This is a genomic window from Agrobacterium sp. CG674 (assembly GCF_053521645.1).
In genome coordinates, this window is sequence record NZ_JBNWDZ010000007.1 from 162,372 (window position 1) to 179,401 (window position 17,030).

General features: G+C 56.7%; 11 protein-coding genes. 9 read left to right on the forward strand and 2 right to left on the reverse strand.

Features of this window, described 5'->3' with window-relative positions; translation table 11 throughout:
• The first annotated feature begins 8 nt into the window (after positions 1 to 8).
• The 7 genes from tssG (at position 9) to ACQZ51_RS18560 (ending at position 10,906) form a co-directional block, all read left to right on the forward strand.
• Positions 9 to 1,028: a type VI secretion system baseplate subunit TssG gene (tssG, locus tag ACQZ51_RS18530; protein ID WP_448779452.1), complete on the forward strand. Its 1,020-nt coding sequence runs from the start codon at positions 9 to 11 to the stop codon at positions 1,026 to 1,028.
• Positions 1,025 to 2,230, forward strand: a complete 1,206-nt coding sequence (locus ACQZ51_RS18535) for an FHA domain-containing protein (protein WP_448779453.1) — start codon at positions 1,025 to 1,027, stop codon at positions 2,228 to 2,230. The genes tssG and ACQZ51_RS18535 overlap by 4 nt, the downstream gene beginning before the upstream one ends.
• Positions 2,220 to 3,560, forward strand: a complete 1,341-nt coding sequence (gene tssK / locus ACQZ51_RS18540; protein WP_448779455.1) for a type VI secretion system baseplate subunit TssK — start codon at positions 2,220 to 2,222, stop codon at positions 3,558 to 3,560. The genes ACQZ51_RS18535 and tssK overlap by 11 nt, the downstream gene beginning before the upstream one ends.
• A complete protein-coding gene (gene tssL / locus ACQZ51_RS18545; RefSeq protein ID WP_448779457.1) occupies positions 3,557 to 5,068 on the forward strand; it encodes a type VI secretion system protein TssL, long form in 1,512 nt (503 codons plus the stop codon). Before tssK ends, tssL begins: the two co-directional genes overlap by 4 nt.
• Positions 5,065 to 8,541, forward strand: a complete 3,477-nt coding sequence (gene tssM, locus ACQZ51_RS18550) for a type VI secretion system membrane subunit TssM (protein WP_448779459.1) — start codon at positions 5,065 to 5,067, stop codon at positions 8,539 to 8,541. Before tssL ends, tssM begins: the two co-directional genes overlap by 4 nt.
• A 78-nt stretch (positions 8,542 to 8,619) precedes the next feature.
• A complete protein-coding gene (tagF, locus tag ACQZ51_RS18555; protein ID WP_448779461.1) occupies positions 8,620 to 10,053 on the forward strand; it encodes a type VI secretion system-associated protein TagF in 1,434 nt (477 codons plus the stop codon).
• Positions 10,040 to 10,906 carry a protein kinase domain-containing protein gene (locus ACQZ51_RS18560; RefSeq protein ID WP_448779463.1) on the forward strand — a complete coding sequence of 289 codons (867 nt, stop codon included), beginning with the start codon at positions 10,040 to 10,042 and terminating at the stop codon, positions 10,904 to 10,906. Before tagF ends, ACQZ51_RS18560 begins: the two co-directional genes overlap by 14 nt.
• A gap of 34 nt (positions 10,907 to 10,940) precedes the next feature.
• Here the strand turns inward: ACQZ51_RS18560 and ACQZ51_RS18565 are convergent, their stop codons facing one another.
• A complete protein-coding gene (locus tag ACQZ51_RS18565; RefSeq protein WP_448779465.1) occupies positions 10,941 to 12,071 on the reverse strand; it encodes a polysaccharide biosynthesis/export family protein in 1,131 nt (376 codons plus the stop codon).
• Positions 12,072 to 12,391: 320 nt separating this feature from the next.
• Positions 12,392 to 13,021, reverse strand: a complete 630-nt coding sequence (locus tag ACQZ51_RS18570; RefSeq protein WP_448779467.1) for an outer membrane protein — start codon at positions 13,019 to 13,021, stop codon at positions 12,392 to 12,394.
• Between the two features lie 398 nt (positions 13,022 to 13,419).
• On the opposite strand from ACQZ51_RS18570, the gene ACQZ51_RS18575 reads away from it, so the two are divergent.
• Together ACQZ51_RS18575 and ACQZ51_RS18580 are read left to right on the forward strand one after the other, a co-directional pair.
• On the forward strand, positions 13,420 to 14,901 hold the full coding sequence (locus tag ACQZ51_RS18575) for an ATPase domain-containing protein (RefSeq protein WP_448779469.1): 1,482 nt from the start codon (positions 13,420 to 13,422) through the stop codon (positions 14,899 to 14,901).
• Positions 14,902 to 15,034: 133 nt separating this feature from the next.
• Positions 15,035 to 16,972 carry an ATP-binding protein gene (locus ACQZ51_RS18580; protein WP_448779617.1) on the forward strand — a complete coding sequence of 646 codons (1,938 nt, stop codon included), beginning with the start codon at positions 15,035 to 15,037 and terminating at the stop codon, positions 16,970 to 16,972.
• Positions 16,973 to 17,030: the final 58 nt, after the last annotated feature.

The window sequence follows — 17,030 nt, forward strand, 5'->3', positions numbered from 1 at the left end:
GGAAGACGATGCAGCGTGAGATGCTCGACATTGAGAAACAGCAAGCAGAGCTTCTGGCAACCAACCCAGGTGGCTTCGAGCCTGCAACGGCGTTCCGGGTTGCGCAGCATCTGTCCTCCAATGATGAGCTGACGATCGGATCGCATAACGGTGCCCGCCCTACCCCCGTTGTTATCAGCGGCTATCGCAGGAAGAATGGCACGCTCGAACTGCGCTCTGCCTTTGCCCCTATCATCGGGCCGCTTGGTTCCTTGCCGCCGAGCTATTCGGAATTGCAGCAACGCGAGGAGCGCAATCGCTCCAAGGCGTTGACGAGCTTCTTCAACCTGTTTGCCGCCCGTTTCAGCGAACTCTTTGTTTCGGCGACCGAAAAATACCGGATGGCGCGTGGCCTGCGCTGGTCGCACGACCGCGAAAACAATGCTTTTCGCAAGACCTTGCTGGCCCTGACCGGCTTTGGCACTGCAGGTTTGAGTGATAATGCTGGCGTCAAGGACGACGTTCTCCTTCGGTTCAGCGGCCTGTTGGCAAATCGCAATCGCAACACGACGGCGCTGACTTCGATGCTGCAGGAATTCACTGGCCTACCGGTCACGATCGAGCAGTTCTGCAGACGCTGGGTGCCGCTACCTGTCCACGAGCAAAGCCAGCTTGGGCAGGCCGGTGGCTTACGTCTGGGCCAGAACGTGACAGCGGGCAGCGCCATCGAGGATTTCAGCAGCCGCTTTCGCATCGTTCTCGGTCCGGTTGGCTATTCGGACTATCTCGCGCTGACGCCCGGCTCGAAACGGCTTGCCGAAATCTTCGCAGTGGCACGCCTTTTCGTCGGCAGCGGTTTCGATTTCGATGTTCAGGTCATTTTGAAGAAAGAGGACATTCCGTTTTGCCGCCTTGGCCAGGACGCTTCCCCGGCAAGGCTTGGTTGGAACAGCTGGGCGCGGGTGGCACCGGCAGGCAAGGATAGCATGGATGCGATCGTAACCGAGCGCGAAGGCTCGGCGGTCTCAAGCGTGAGGGCGCTATCGTGAAACTTGTGCTGAAGGACACACAAACGAACGGCGCAACCAAGCCTAACCAATGGAGCCTCGAACACGGCAGTCGCATGATTGGGCGTTCCAGCGACAGCGACTGGCAGATGAACGATGATGCAAGGCGAGTCTCCAAGCATCATTGCACTATTTCCCGGGATCAGGCCGGGTTCTTCATTGTCGACCAAAGCGCCAATGGCACGCAGGTCGATGGGCGGCTGCTGCTGGAGGGAGAGACGAGCCGCCTGCAAAGTGGCTCACGCATCGGCATCGGCACGCGCACTTTCGAGGTCGTGATTACCGGTGAGGCAGAGGCGGATTTTAGTGATCCCGATCAGTCACTGCGCATCAGCGACGAGACAATGACAATCTCGGCAATCCTCTCAGACATTGCCCCGAGCGGTCGTGCCTCACGTGGGCCGATCGCCGCAGGCGCTTCCAATGATGGCTGGCCTGATGCTGCACCAAGCCCATCGGGGAAGAAGACAAAGACCATTTCGCGCAATGTGGAGGTGGGCTGGGATGCCCCGCCCTCTACCAGTGGCGTTGGGACCGTGCTGCCAAATGACTGGAACGAGGAGCCGGTTGAAAGCAGCAAACACGAACATACGGATGCAATGAACATTCCCGTACTCGTGTCCCGCCCTGCAAAGCCGAAGCCGGACGCTCAGGATTTCGACGCGATCTTCACACCGGAATCGGAAACGCAGGAAAAGGAGCCGGAGGCTTTGAACAGCACGCCGGGTCATGACCCGGTCGATGATCTTTTGACGCAACTGGAAAGAGAAACGGCAGAATGTTTGGCCGTTCTGGATATCGACCCGGCCGACCTCGCGCATGAGACCGATGCAACGACCGACAGGGCGCGACTTGAAGGCCTCATTCGCCAGCAACGGCTCCTTGCGTCATCGCTCGAAACGCTGATCCGTACCTCCACGCTCAAGCTGGAGCCAAGGCTAATTGAAGCGAAGGCAGATGCGCAAAACGATTGGCGCACCCTGCTTGCCCGCAAGCAATGGCGGCAGATGATCAGCAGGACGGATTACTGGTCCACATTCAAAAAGCAATTCGACGAGGGTGGCCGAGCTTTATCGGTCAGGGAGTTTCTTCAACGGGCAGCGCGTGGAGACGCCGCACCTGAAGAGGCTCTCAACCCACGCCAAACAGACACCAAGGGGGTAAGCAACCAAGATGAGGCATGAAAACCGTGTCGCGTGGAGCGAGGGCATGTTCCTTCGCGTTCAACATTTTCAGCAATCCGACCGCTGGACGGAACGACTTGTGCGCAACACGACGCGCAATCTCTCGCCATATCCATGGGGTGTGGCAGAGATCGGCATAGACCGCAGTGCACTGGCAATCGGGCAGTTCGCCCTGTCCAATCTGCGCGGCATCCTGCCGGATGGCACGCCGTTTGAAGCCCCCGAAGATACCGACCTTCCGTTGCCGCTCGATCTGGATGAAAGCGTCAAGAATGCCATTGTGTATCTGGCACTTCCGGCCCGCCAGCCGGGCAAGGCTGACATGTCCACCGGTGGAAAAGCCGATATCAACAGCGTGCGGATTGTTGCCACGACCTATGAGGCCACGGACGCCAATGTCGATACCGATTTCGTGGCACCCATCGAAGTTGGACGGCTGAGCCTGAAGTTCCTGAAAACCGGCGATGATCTTTCCGGCTATGACCTCATCGGTTTGGCTCGCGTTGTTGAAGTTAGGTCTGACCGCGCCGTAATCCTGGATCCCGATTTCATCCCGCCCGTGCTGAACTGCGCCGCGTCATCGCGGCTGAGCGAACTTTTGACCGAACTGCTTGGCATCGTCAGGCACAGGGCACAGGCCATTTCGGAGCGGATCGGTGATCCGACTATCAGAGGCACGGCGGAAGTGGGGGATTATTTCCTTCTGCAGATCCTCAATCGCGCCGATCCGCTGCTTGCTCACCGTTCCGCCAATGCAACGCGCTTCCACCCCATTCGCTTTTACGAGGACTGCATTCAGCTGGCCGGTGAACTTGCCACCTTCACGACGGATAAAAAGCGTGCAACGGATTTTCCGCCCTATCGGCATGACGATCTAAAGACCAGTTTTGCCGCGGTATTCGATGATCTGCGCACATCGCTCTCAGCGGTTCTGGAGCAAGCCGCTGTCGCGATCGAACTGGTAGAGCGCAGGCACGGCGTGCGCGTCGGAACCATTCACGATCGCACCCTCCTGCGCGATGCCGGTTTTGTGCTCGCGGTACGCGCAGACATGTCCGCCGAGGATATTCGCCGCAAACTGCCAGCGCAGATCAAGGTCGGTCCGGTCGAGCGTATTTCCGAACTGGTCAATGTGGCGCTTCCGGGTATTCCCGTCCGGTCTCTGCCAGTGTTGCCGCGCCAGCTCCCCTATCGCTCGGGCACGATTTACTTCGAGATCGACACCAAGTCACCTCTTTGGAAGCAGCTTGAAACCTCTGGCGCCATTGCGCTGCATCTCGCGGGTGAGTTCCCTGGCCTTGAGATGGAAATGTGGGCCTTACGCGAATGAGCAACGACAAGCCTTCTTCATGGCAGGATTTGCCGACAGTGGTGGAAATTACCGACGAGAGCCGGCTTCGAAACAAGAATGCCCGCAACATGGCTGCCATTCTTGATGACATCATCGAGACTGACATCGTGCCCTCGCGCGCGGGACGCGGCGACAGTTCGCTGCCGATCGATGCGCTGCTTTCCAATTTCCGTTTCGGCGGAGAAGAGGTGCCAACGCTGGTGCAATCGGCAGCGCCGTTGCTCAACCTCGCGCATGTGCTGCGCTTCAGCGATGTTGAGCCGGACCCGGAACATCTGCGCCGCGCTTGCATGGAAGCCATCACGCGTTACGAGCGCGACCTGGGGTCGGCGCGTATAAGCCCGGAACGCGCCAGAGCCGCTCATTACGTGGTCTGCGCGACCGTGGACGATGTCATCCTGAGCAAGCCTTGGGGCGTGCGTGCGGGCTGGGCGCGCTCCGGCCTCGTTTCCACCTTCCATAATGATGTAACGGGCGGTGACCGCGTATTCGACATTCTCGACCATTTTCACCAGTCGCCGGGTGCCAACAAGGACCTTCTGCTGCTCCTCTATCTCAGCCTTTCTTTGGCGTTTGAGGGGCGCACACGCGTTTCCGCCAAGGGAGCGCTCGAGCTTTCCCGCATCCGCGACAGCCTCTATAAAACGCTGATTGGCCAATATGGCGTCTTTGAGCGTGAACTGTCTCCGCACTGGCAGGGTGTCCAAGCCCGCCACACGCCGCTGCGCACCATGGCAGCACTCTGGACGCTGCTCTCACTGATCGCACTGGCATTTGCCTTTGGCTATCTGTTCTTCACCCTGTCTCTGAACAGCGCCTCCGACACAACCTTCGAGCGGCTGGCATCGTTGCCGCCAACGGATACGCCGAGTGTGCTGATCACAACACCACCAGCCCCACCCGAAACACCCACAATCGCCGCGCAGCAACCGAGAGCCGAGCCACCAAGGACTGTCGTGCCGCCAAAACCGACGCGGCTGGATAATCTGATGGCTTTCCTCCAGCCAGAGGTTCAAAGAAATCTGGTAACGCTGGCAAATGTGAATGGGCGCCTTCGCGTGCGCATCAACAATTCCGGCCTCTTCAATGTGGGAAGCGCAGACGTCAGCCCGCAATTTCGTGATCTGATCCAGCGCATTGGCGGCGCACTTGCGGCCGACAAGTTCCGTGCGGTTGTTATCGGCTACACGGACAATGTGCCGATCAAGACCATCCAGTTCCCATCAAACTGGCATCTTTCGGAAGCACGCGCCAAGGCGGTGGGCGATATTCTCTCCACCTTCACCGGTCCCGACGCCATCCTGACTGAGGGCCGCGCCGATAGTGACCCGATTGCGGACAACAATACCGCCGAGGGGCGCGAGAAGAACCGCAGAACAGAAATCATGGTGCTGACCAATCCCGGCGAGCAACTGAGCGAAGCTGGTATTCTTTCCCCCTCGATAACAACGACAACCGGACAGCAACCAGGTGAGGCCCAGCAATGAATCCGCTGAGTTATTTTTATACGATCCGGTCATATGTCGATAGCTACGCTTCCCTCATCGGCAGACGGTTCATCTCGTTGCTGTGGGCTGTGGCGATCTGCGTCGTCATCTGGTTCTACGGCTATCTCGTCAGCTTCGGCACGTTCAAGCCGTTCGGAACAACCCAAGCGCGGTTGATCGCCATCGGCATCATCCTGCTGATCTGGATCATCTATATCGCTGTCACGCTGTTCCGCGCGCGAAAGCAGGACAAGGAACTTGTTGATAGCATCGAGCAGGAGGCCTTGAACAACAGGAATGCAGAGGTCGGGGAAATACAAACCCGCCTGAAAGAGGCGCTTGCCCTCTTGCGCCGCGTTACAAAGAAGCGGTTTGGCTATATCTACGATCTGCCTTGGTATGTGATCTTCGGGGCACCCGGTTCCGGTAAGACCACGGCGCTGACCAATTCCGGCCTGCAATTTCCCTTGGGTGACGCTCTGGGCGAAAGCGCCGTGAAGGGTATCGGCGGCACGCGAAACTGCAATTGGTGGTTCACGGATGAGGCAATCCTCATCGATACCGCGGGTCGCTACACCACACAGGACGACCTAGACGGCTCATCGAAGGCCGGATGGGAGGGCTTCCTTAACCTCTTGCGCCGCTATCGTCGCTCCCAGCCAATCAATGGTGCGCTCGTCACTCTATCCATCCACGACCTTCTGACGCGCGACCCGGAAGAGCAGCGGCAAGAGCTTCGCTCCATCCGGCAGCGTCTGTCGGAACTGGACGAGTACCTGCACGCCCGCGTGCCTGTTTATGTCGTGTTGACAAAGGCCGACCTTTTGGATGGCTTCATCGAATTCTTCGATGGCTTCAACAAGACGGATCGCCATCAGGTCTGGGGCACGACATTCAAGCTGGACGAAAGCTATTCTGGGCAGGATCTTCCGCAACGCTTCCTCGAAGAGTTTGAACTGTTGCAGCAGCGTGTCGATGCGATGCTGATCGAACGGTTGCAACAGGAGCAGAATGCCGAGATTAGGGGCCGCATTTTCCGCTTCCCGGCAGAACTTTCCAAGCTCAAGGACAGACTGCATGAGGCACTGAGCGAGCTTTGCGCCAGTTCGCCTCTCATCGAATCGCCGTTGCTCCGGGGTGTCTACTTCGCCTCAGGCACACAAGCGGAAGCTGGCACAACAGCGCCTCGCGCCCACCGCAGTTACTTTCTGGTACGCCTTTTCAAGGACGTCATATTTCCGGAAGCCGCACTCGTCATGCGTGACAAGCGCCTTTCCGGCAGACAGTTGCTGGTCCGGCGCATAGCATACGGCGTATGTACGGCTGTCGTCGCCATCGTCTTTGCTGGCTGGATCTTCACCTATTTCGCCAACACGCAGGCGCTGGCGGAAGCAGACCGCAAGCTCAACGCCTATCAGCAGCTGGTACAGGGCATTCCGGTCCGCAACGTCTCGGATGCAGATTTTCTCCGCATCCTGCCAGCGCTCGACAATCTGCGCGACGTCAATTCCGGTTTTCAGAAGGATCGCGTCTGGAACGTTGGCTTCGGCCTGGATCAGGAAGAAAAGATCGCGGGACGGCAGCGGGACGCCTACCAGCGCGCGCTGAATGCATTGCTCCTGCCACGCATGATCGTCCAATTGCAGAAACAGTTGCAAGATGAAAACGATGTTGCCCGCACGTTCAACTCACTCAAGCTTTACGGCATGCTGGGTGGTCTTGGTAATCTGGACCGAGAATTCATGACTGTGCAGTCGCAGGATATGTTTGCCTCACTCTATCCGGGGGATGGGCGCGCTGCTGCCCGCGATGCACTCAATCGACACGCTCGCGCTCTGGCCACTGGTGCACTTGCACCGATTGAACTTGATGCGAGGCTGATATCCAAAGCGCGAGACACGATCCGGAATCAGGCGATAGGAGCGCGTGCCTATGATATCCTGGCGGGCCTGCCGCAGGCACGGGAGCTTGCGGAGTGGAGTCCATCTGGCGCTTTCGGCCCACTTGGAGAACGTGCCGTAGAACGTGAAAGCAAGGCACCGCTAGTGGATGGTATCGAAGGGCTATTTACCGCCAATGGATACCGCAGCGTCGTCATTCCACAGGTGTCGTACGCCTCTCGCGTCGCATTGTCTGAGGCCTGGGTTCGCGGGTCTGACGATGCAATTCGTGGTGCAACGGTGGAAACCGTGGCGCAGGCTGCGCTTCAGATTTACTTCGACCGGTTTGAAAAACGCTGGAACGACCTTCTCACGGATGTCCGCATCAAGCCTTCGCAAAGCCTTGGTGACGCGGTTGAAACCACTCGCATTCTGGCCAATGATCGCAACATCGTCATTGAAGCCGCGAGATCCATTGCCGATGCCACAGACCTGCGCCCCAATGCGGGGGCAAGTTTGACGACGCTTGCCTCAACCGCAGACGGCGACAATACGGCTGCGATTTTGTCGGCGACCGTCGATGCCTCCGACCCCTACGGCCCTCTGCGCGACATGCTGGCGGTGAAAGGTTCAGGCAGCGCCAACCAGCAAACTGGCAGCAAGGACGCTGGTTCACCTTCCGAACAGCTGCTCGCAAATATCAAAGAGTTGCATGAGCAATTGGCACGCTCCTCGACGGCATCGGACGAGGTCGCGAAGGTGTTCGATGTGGACAGCCAACTGACGAAAGCCAATCAGGATCTGTTGCAAGAGGCCCGTCAGCTTCCCGCACCGCTCGATATATGGGTTGCTGGCCTTGCAGCCGACGTTGGCTCGCTTGCCGTCAAATCCGCCCGGGGCCGGATTGCCGATCTTTGGGCGGCAGAGGCTGCGTCACTATGCTCATCCATCGTTTCCGGACGCTACCCATTTGATCGGGCGTCGCCGAGAGATGTTGCGATGGCGGATTTCACGAGGCTTTTCGGGCCGACCGGCACCTTCCAGACGTTCTTCAAACAGCGCATGGAGCCATTCGTGGACAAGACGACAAACCCGTGGGGTTGGAAGGGCACATTTGGCGCGACGAGCATACCGAGCGACGCCATTGCGCAGTTCGAAAATGCCGACAAGATCTTCCGCGCATTCTTTCCCAATGGAAGTGACGTGCCAGCCGTTTCCATCAACGTAAAGCCGGTTTCGCTGTCTCAGGCATCCAGCGCGGTGATGCTGGAAATCGAAGGCGAGCGGGTCGTCTATTATCATGGTCCGGTTCAGGCGAAGTCCATCACGTGGCCATCGGAGGCCAATTCCGCCAATCTTTCGCGCATCGCCTTCCAGCCAGGAGGTTGGCAGCAGGCGAAAACAGAAAACGGAGACTGGTCTCCTTTCCGCCTGCTCGATGATGCTAAAATCGATAATCAGGCCGGTGATCTGTTGCGAGCGAGGTTTGAAAATAGCGGTCAGGTGGCAGAGTTCGATATTCAATTTGGATCGGTGCTCAATCCTTTCAGGCTGGACGCGCTTGCGAAGTTTAGCTGCCCTGCTCAATTCTGAGCGACAGATGTCACCTTTAACGGAGGGGATGATGACAATGAAACTAGACCGATGCCGCAGAGCTGACTTGTCAGTCTGATGGCAAAGCAAGTCAGCACTCCCGTTAAAGCCGCAGTCGAAAGCGATCGGATCGGCTTTTTCGGGAAAATCCAGAGCCACGGAGATTTCCTCTCCGAGGGTCTGGACCGCGATCTTATCGGCGCCATCGATGGCTGGGTACAGGCAGGAATGCACGCCTGTTCCGATGCATTTGCGTCGCGCTGGAATTCCGTGTTTTCCGCGTCCCCGCCATTGCGCTTCATTACCGAGCGCGGAATTTGGGGGCCCAATGCCTATGCGGGTGTTCTTCTTCCCAGCCGGGACAGGGTTGGCCGTAAATATCCGTTGGTCGTCTTGGCTCAAATGGCGGATTTCAACTATCACCCAAGAACGATCTATCTTGATGATACGTGGTTCATGGCCGCAGAGGCGGTGGCCGAAACATCCATGACACAAGACTTCGACATGCAGCGTTTCACCAGCGCGATCAAACGTTTGCGAATGCCCAAGCCCAAAGGCGAAGATGAAGATATCAGGTTTTCAGCCCGCTCCGGGGAGCCGATAAGCCTGTGGTGGTACATCGACGCCGACACGCGCCGCGCCCGCGGCATGAAATTCGAAGGAAAGCCGAAGGCAACGGATTTCGTGAAGCTTTTTCGTGAGCAGATTGCCACGGATGAGGCGGCCACGGATGCAGCCCCTGCCTCAACACCGCCTCAGAAAGCGACGACCGAAACCAAACCGGCTGTCCCACCAAAACCCGCCGCTGCGCCAGCTCCGCCGCCGCAAGCTGCACCCGCGGCTTCACTTGTTTACAGTTATGCCACCCATCCGGGCACGCGCCTCAGCGTTAACGCGGATGCGCTGTTCGTCTCAAAGAGCCCTGCTCTCTTTGCCATTGCCGACGGTGTGGGAGACAGCAATGCAGCAGTCGAGGCTGCAAGGCTGACGATGAATGCGCTGACAGATATTCCCAGCAACGACCATGCTGAATTTGTCGCGCAGGATATCAAAGGCAAACTCGGGACCGTCAACAGCCTGTTACTGTCACGCCAGATTGGCCCAGAAGCGCCAAGGCCAATGGCAAGCGTGGTTCTGGCATCTGTTGTTGAAAACACTCTCAGAGTTTTATGGTCAGGCGATGCGCGCGCCTACCTGATGCGTGATGGCACAATGCATATGCTCTCGCGTGATCACGTCATCGTCGGCATAAGGAAGCAGCTGTCGCAATGCCTTGGGCTTTCCCAACAGTTCCGTCCAGATACACTAAGCGAAGAATGGGGCTTACACGACCGCCTGCTGCTTTGCAGTTTTCCACTGATACAGGCACTGAAAGAGCGCGTCGTTGCTGAGATACTGCAAGAAACGAGGATCGATGATTGCGCCAATGCTCTGATACAGGAAGCACTTATCGAAAATATCAGAGAGAATACCAGCGCGATCGTGATTGGAAACCGGCTTGAGCAGCAATGACGAGGTTGTTAGGCGTTTTGCCGATTTGTGGACGGCGATACGACAGTCCGACGCACCGAACGACGTGATAGATCGTGTTCGTGATGCGCTTGACCGCAAGGCGACGGCGCTGGCTCGTCAAAAGCCTGACTATATCGAGAACAGTTTCACTGTCGAGGCTGTGGCCCACGAAACGGAAACCACACAAATCCTGCAGGTAATGCATCGCGACCTGGGCACCTCATTCGCCATCAAGACGGTGCCGGAAAAAGCGCGTGATGACGCCTTTCTTGTTCAGACCCTGCGAAGAGAAGCTGAGATCGGCCTTTCCATGCGGCATCCCTGCCTTCAGGAAGTTTCGGCCCTGCTGCGGCTGACCGACGGGCGGCCGGGCCTATTGCAGCCGTGGACGCCTTTTACGTTGGCGTCTCTACTGAACAGCAGGAAAGTGACGCCGCATGAGATCAACGCCTCCTTGCATCGGCTCCTTGGCGCTGTAGCTGCTCTTCACGCTGCGAATTTCGTCCATGGCGATATCACGCCCACAAATCTTTTGGTTCCAGACGGGGAACTCGATAAGGCGAGGCTTGGGGATTTCGGGATCACGTTGAAAACAGGCGAATGCCACCATATGCACGGCATCAAGCAAGCGGGTTCACCCGCGTTTTCAGCGCCGGAGCAAATGGCGGGCGAAGCGGCACATCCGAAGCACGATATCTATTCGGTCGGAAGGCTCGCAGAGCGGATGCTGAGTACCCTCGATGGAGAGGCGGATAAAAAGCTCATGAGATTTGTGCAACTATGCACCTTATCAGATGCATCAAAGCGCCCTCGTTCTGCTACCGATGCGGCTCTTCTTCTCAGCGGCGAATGACGTTACATCACCGCCGCCTCGGCAAAAGTCAGTTTTAACCGCCCGGCTGAGGCGCTGCTGCGGTTGGCACGCTCTTCTGGAAGACCGTCAGCAGCTTTGCAGAATCCACGAGTGGCGCATTGCTGGCATAGAGAACATCGCCCTTCTGCATCTGGAAGAGCTGCATCAAGGCGATGCTGGACGCATCACGCATGTTGACGTGGTAAATCACCGGCTTCATTGTTGATGTAAAAGCGATCGGATCCTTCGAGCCAGCAGGTGCCCTGGTCGGTACATTCACAATCTCATTGCGGAAAACATACACGTTGCGGGCGTCAGCACGGTCATCCAGCAAACCACCGGACCGACCAACAGCCTGCGCAAGTGTCATCTTGCCAGTTTCGAATTGAAACTCGCCAGCGCTTTTAAATGCGCCCAGCGCAGTGAAGCTAGAGGCATCGCCATCGATCATGATCTGGTCATCTGGTGACACACGAATATTCTGGCGATCTTCCCGCATGATGCGATCCAGAGAGGCGCTGGCGCGTTGGCTTCCGCGAACAACGGTCACCTGCGCTGCAGCCGGTGCGACCGTCGGCCCACCAGACTGGTTGATAACATCAAGCACGCGTTCCTGTCGGGCAGTCAGGGCAATCTTGCCGGGCGTCTTGACTGCTCCGCTCAGCATAACCGCGCTGGTCGGCTTATCGACAACTGTTACAACAGCCTGGGGATTGACCGCAGACCCCTTGAGACCCGTCACGACCTGCGACTGCAGTCCCTCGGGTGTCGAGTCGATCACGCGCTTTTTGCCTATGAAGGGCAGATTGACGCTGCCGCTCTGATCAACCGTAAAGCGTCCGAGGTTGAGTGTCTTGCTCTGCGTAGAAGAAAAAAGTCCATCTTCGCCCGTATCAAATACAGTGATGTCAATAACATCGCCGCGACGCAGACGCTGAGAATTATAACCAGTATTGCGCAAGGCAGTCAGGCCGGGGCCGTTAGCGCTTTCCAGCGAAGACTGCAACAATGGCGCAGCAGGTGCATCCGCCAATTCGATAACACGAATTTTTTCGTTGGTTTTAGGAAGAGTTGCTGACCGGATATTTCCGGCAGTCGGACCATCCGAGGGCTTTGCACAACCGGCCAACAAAGCCAAAAGAAGTACCGACGCAACCTTCTTCATCCGACATCCCCGCAACAGAATCACATACACGCAGGAATAGCATCAAAGCGATGATGGGCAACAACAGTGAAGCTGAAAATTGAAAAGATGAGAACGGTAACAAGCGCGCTGTTGCCTTTCAGCAACCACTTACGTAACGTAAGGCATTGAATTTTATGACACTTGGCGATGCACAGCTCAACTGGCGAGCTCAGACCCTTAAAATTCACCCCTCATAACCGACGGATGCGGCCTCAAGGCTACCGCTGCGCATGCCTGTCGATACTGCTTGGCTAGGCAGCTAGCAGGCGGCGGAAACTGGTCCGCCGCCTGTCTCAAAATTAGAAGCGGTAGTTCACGCCGCCCTTAACAACGTGGTCGGTCAAATCCGTGTGCGAGGCGACGCCGTTGGAGAAGGTGCGAACATCGTCTGTGGCTACATAGTTGTATTCAACCTTGGCAGATACCTGCGGCGTAAAGCGGTGCTCTGCACCTGCGCCGAGCAAATAGCCTTCCTTCATGCCGTCTGGGCCGGTTACACCGCCGCTATCACGCAGGCTGGTGACGGTCAGACCGGCTGTGCCGTAGACGAGCGTGTCGTCGAGCTTAACACCGGCGCGAACTTTCGCGGCTGCGCGCCAGCGTTCCTTGAGGTTACCATTTGGCACCTTGGCACGGGTGTCGCCCAGATGCGTGGCTTCAACTTCACCACCAACGACGGCAGATCCGAGATCATAGTCGTAACCCGCCTGCGCGCCGAGCGCCAAGCCCTTGCCGCCCTTGAAAGGGTTGGCGCTTGGCATAGCCGCACCGATGTGGCCGCCGACATAGGCACCAGTCCAGGAGGTCTTTGGTTCCTCGGAATAAGCAGGCGGCGGCGCCTCGTAGGATGATAGATCTGCGGCCAACGCCGGTGCTGCCGCAAAGGAAACAAGGGCTGCAGCTGCAACAGATTTCAGGGTCTTCGACATAGGTTTACTCCACACTTTGTTCTCACACTGTGGCCCAAGCTGGCCACTAAATTCTAAAACACATCCTGGACTGTGCGTCTGATTGCGGTTTTGACTAAGAATGGCACAAAGGTAAGGCACGTTCCGCAATTCCGTTAGAATTTGCCTAAAACTTTAACTGTATGGATAACAAAGGGTTAACTGCCTGGGCTCATGCAAAGCTGCCAGTCGCTACGCAAAACCGCGCATTATCCGCAAACGCCTGCCGGATGCGGCATACCGCTCATCAAAGACGGCTTATCGGCCGAATTGGAACAGAATCTGCCCCGAGATCATTTCTGTCGCAAATCATACGAATTATTTCCCTCAATATCACTGATGATGACGTCAACGATAACGCGGCCAAAACAGGAATAACCATGCGAGAAACCGACAGCAAAGCAATGACTGGCGTTGAAGGACTGGATGACGTTTTATCTGGAGGTCTGACACGGCGTCACGTGTTTTTGCTTGAGGGATCTCCCGGCACCGGCAAAACAACCATATCGCTTCAGTTTCTGATTGAAGGAGCTAAGAGAGGCGAAAGCTGTCTCTATATAAGTCTCTCGGAGTCTGAAGAGGAGTTGCGCGACAGTGCGGCGTCTCACAATATGGTCCTGCACGAGAACATTGAAATTTTCGAACTGGTGCCGCCGGAAAGCCTGCTAGATGCGGACCAGCAGCAAAGTCTGCTCTATTCCTCCGATCTGGAGCTGGGTGAAACGACGAAGCTGATATTTGACGCCTTCGAGAGGATAAAACCTGAACGAGTCGTCATCGATAGCCTTTCGGAAATTCGATTGCTTGCCCAAAGTTCCCTACGCTATCGGCGCCAGATATTGGCACTGAAGCACTTTTTCTCGAAGTCGGGTGCGACGGTTCTACTACTGGATGACATGACCGCTGATACTCTCGACAAAACGGTTCATAGCGTCGTGCATGGCGTTATTCACCTTGAAGAACTCTCCCCGAACTATGGTTCGGAACGTCGGCGCGTGAGGGTTTTGAAGTATCGTGGACAATCCTACCGTGGGGGCTATCATGACTTCGTCATTCGCACCGGTGGCGTCGAGGTATTTCCGCGCCTCCGTGCTGTCGAACACAAGACGACGTTTATGCGAGATACGCTAAGCAGCGGCATTGAGAGTCTTGATGGGCTCCTCGGTGGCGGCATTGATCGCGGATCTAGCACGCTCCTCATTGGGCCTGCTGGCACAGGGAAAAGCATTTTCGGCATCCATTTCGTTGCCGCCGCCTTGGCGCGTGGGGAAAAGGCAGCGATGTTTATCTTCGATGAAGAACTAGGCCTGCTCTTCAATCGAATGAAACATATTGGCATCGATCTGGAGGCAATGCGCGACGAAGGCAGCCTCTACATTGAGCAACTCGATGCGGCCGAACTGTCTCCGGGTGAGTTTGCCCAACGCGTGAGAGAACAGGTCGCAAAATATGATGCGAAAACCGTTCTGATCGACAGTATCAACGGGTATCAGGCATCAATGCCCGAGGAAAATGCGCTTATCCTGCATATGCACGAGCTGCTACAGTTCTTGAATAGGCAAGGAGCAAACACCTTCCTGACGGTTGCGCAGCACGGCCTTGTCGGCGACATGAAATCTCCTGTCGATGTAACTTACCTAGCAGATACGGTTATCCTGCTTCGTTATTTCGAGGCTGTCGGCCGCGTCAGACGGGCTGTGTCGGTGATCAAGAAACGAACTGGCATGCACGAAGATACGATACGTGAATACAAGATCAACGAGAGCGGCTTGACGCTCGGAGAACCGATTTCGTCCTTCCAGGGCGTGCTGAGGGGTGTCCCGTTTCTGATGCCCGAAAAGTCTATCGATTCTCCAGATTAAGAAAGCTCGGAAAATTATTGATCCCGGACACTTCGCTCTCATCTACACGCCAAATGGCAGAGATGGTGACATAGCAAAATCTATCCTCGCAGAAGCAGGTATAGACTCACGATCGGTCTCCTCTTTGCCCGGCATGGTATCGGCGCTGGGCGAGGATGTGGCATTTGTCGTCGTGACTGAGGACACGTTGCGCTCTGCAGACTTGCGGGGCCTTTCCGACTGGATCGGCGCGCAAGCCGCGTGGTCCGACCTGCCCTTCATCGTTCTGACCCATCGCGGTGGAGGGCCAGATCGCAACCCGATAGCTTTGCGGCTCTCGGAGATTCTCGGCAATGTCAGCTTTCTGGAACGACCGTTCCATGTCACCACCTTCATCAGCGTCTCCAGAACCGCATACCGAAACCGTCTTCGCCAGTTCGATGCCAGAGCCAAGATCGAAGCATTAGCAGATAGCGAATTGTGGCTCCAAACCGCGTTAAGCGCGGGCAGGCTCGGCTCGTGGCAGCTTGAACTGTCGTCGATGCGCCTTATCAGCTCTGTAGCGTGCAAGACCATATTCGGATTTGAGGCGGGTGCGGCTTGGACCTATCAGGACCTTCTAGCTAGGGTCCACCCAGACGACCGCTTGCGCGTGGAAGCTGCGGTTCACGATACCGTCGAAAATAGTAGTGAATATGCCATTGAGTACCGGATTATCCGGCCCGATAGCTCTGCGCGTTGGGTGGAAACGAAAGCACAGCTTTATCGTGACAGGCGGGGCCTACCGAGCAAGCTGGTCGGCGTCGCGGCTGATATAACGGAGCGCAAGGAAATCGTTGAGCGACAGCGCCGCGTGAACGAAACGCTGGAGCTACGCGTAGCCGAGAGAACGGCGGAATTGCTGAAGGCCCATGAAACTGTCATGGCCGAGGTGGATCACAGGCAGAAAGCCGAAGAGCAGCTGCGGCAAGCGCTGAAGATGGAAGCCATCGGCCAGCTGACCGGCGGTGTGGCTCATGATTTCAACAATCTGCTCATGGCCGTCATGGGCAATCTGGAATTGCTGGCAAAGCACGTCTCCGGGGATGAGAAAGCCACCCGGCTTATTGATGGCGCGCTGAAGGGTGCAAAGCGTGGCGCGTCGCTGACCCAGCGGCTTCTGGCATTCGCCCGCAGGCAGGACCTGCAGGTCAAACCGGTCGATATGCCCAAGCTTGTTGAGGACATGGATGAATTGCTCCGCCGCTCCGCCGGCTCGCGTATTTCGATTGAGCGCGCGATTGATGCGGATCTGCGTTTCGCTTTGGGCGATGCGAACCAGATCGAGCTGGCTCTCCTCAATCTCGTCGTGAATGCACGAGACGCCACGCCTGATAGCGGCACCGTGACGATCAGCCTGCGCGAAGACACCATTGAGCACTCGACGCCAGAGCTTTCTGTAGGAGACTATATCGTTCTCTCCGTTGCAGATACAGGCGTTGGCATGGACGCAGACACCTTGAAAAAGGCGATTGATCCCTTCTTCTCGACCAAAGAACTCGGCAAGGGCACGGGGCTTGGCCTTTCCATGATCCACGGACTGGCGTTGCAGCTGAAAGGCGCACTTACTCTCCACAGCACGAAGGGACTAGGCACAAGAGCTGAGTTGTGGGTGCCGGTCTATGCCGATGATGCGGGCTGCCCCACGGAACCGGCCCTGCCCGCTCAGGTGGACAACTCGTCCATCGACAGGCCATTGAGGATTCTGATGGTCGATGATGATCCGCTGATTGCTATGAGCTCGGTCGACATGCTGGAAGATCTTGGGCATGACGTCGTCGAGGCAAATTCCGGGAAGCAGGCGCTTGAATTGCTGGCCAGCGAACGCCAGTTCGATCTGCTGGTGACGGATTTTTCGATGCCAGGCATGAATGGTGCGGAGCTATCCCGCAGGGCGCGCGAGTTGATCCCCAGCCTTCCTATCTTGATCGCCACCGGCTACGCAGAGCTGCCGGAAGGCACCGATCTGGAAATCAACCGACTGGGTAAACCCTACACGCAAGACCAGCTCGCAAGCGAAATATCGAAGGTGATTGCTTCCCACTCTGTATAAGCTATTAGCAAAACATCAGACAAATAATGAATTGATTGGCAAATCGGGTAAATCATCA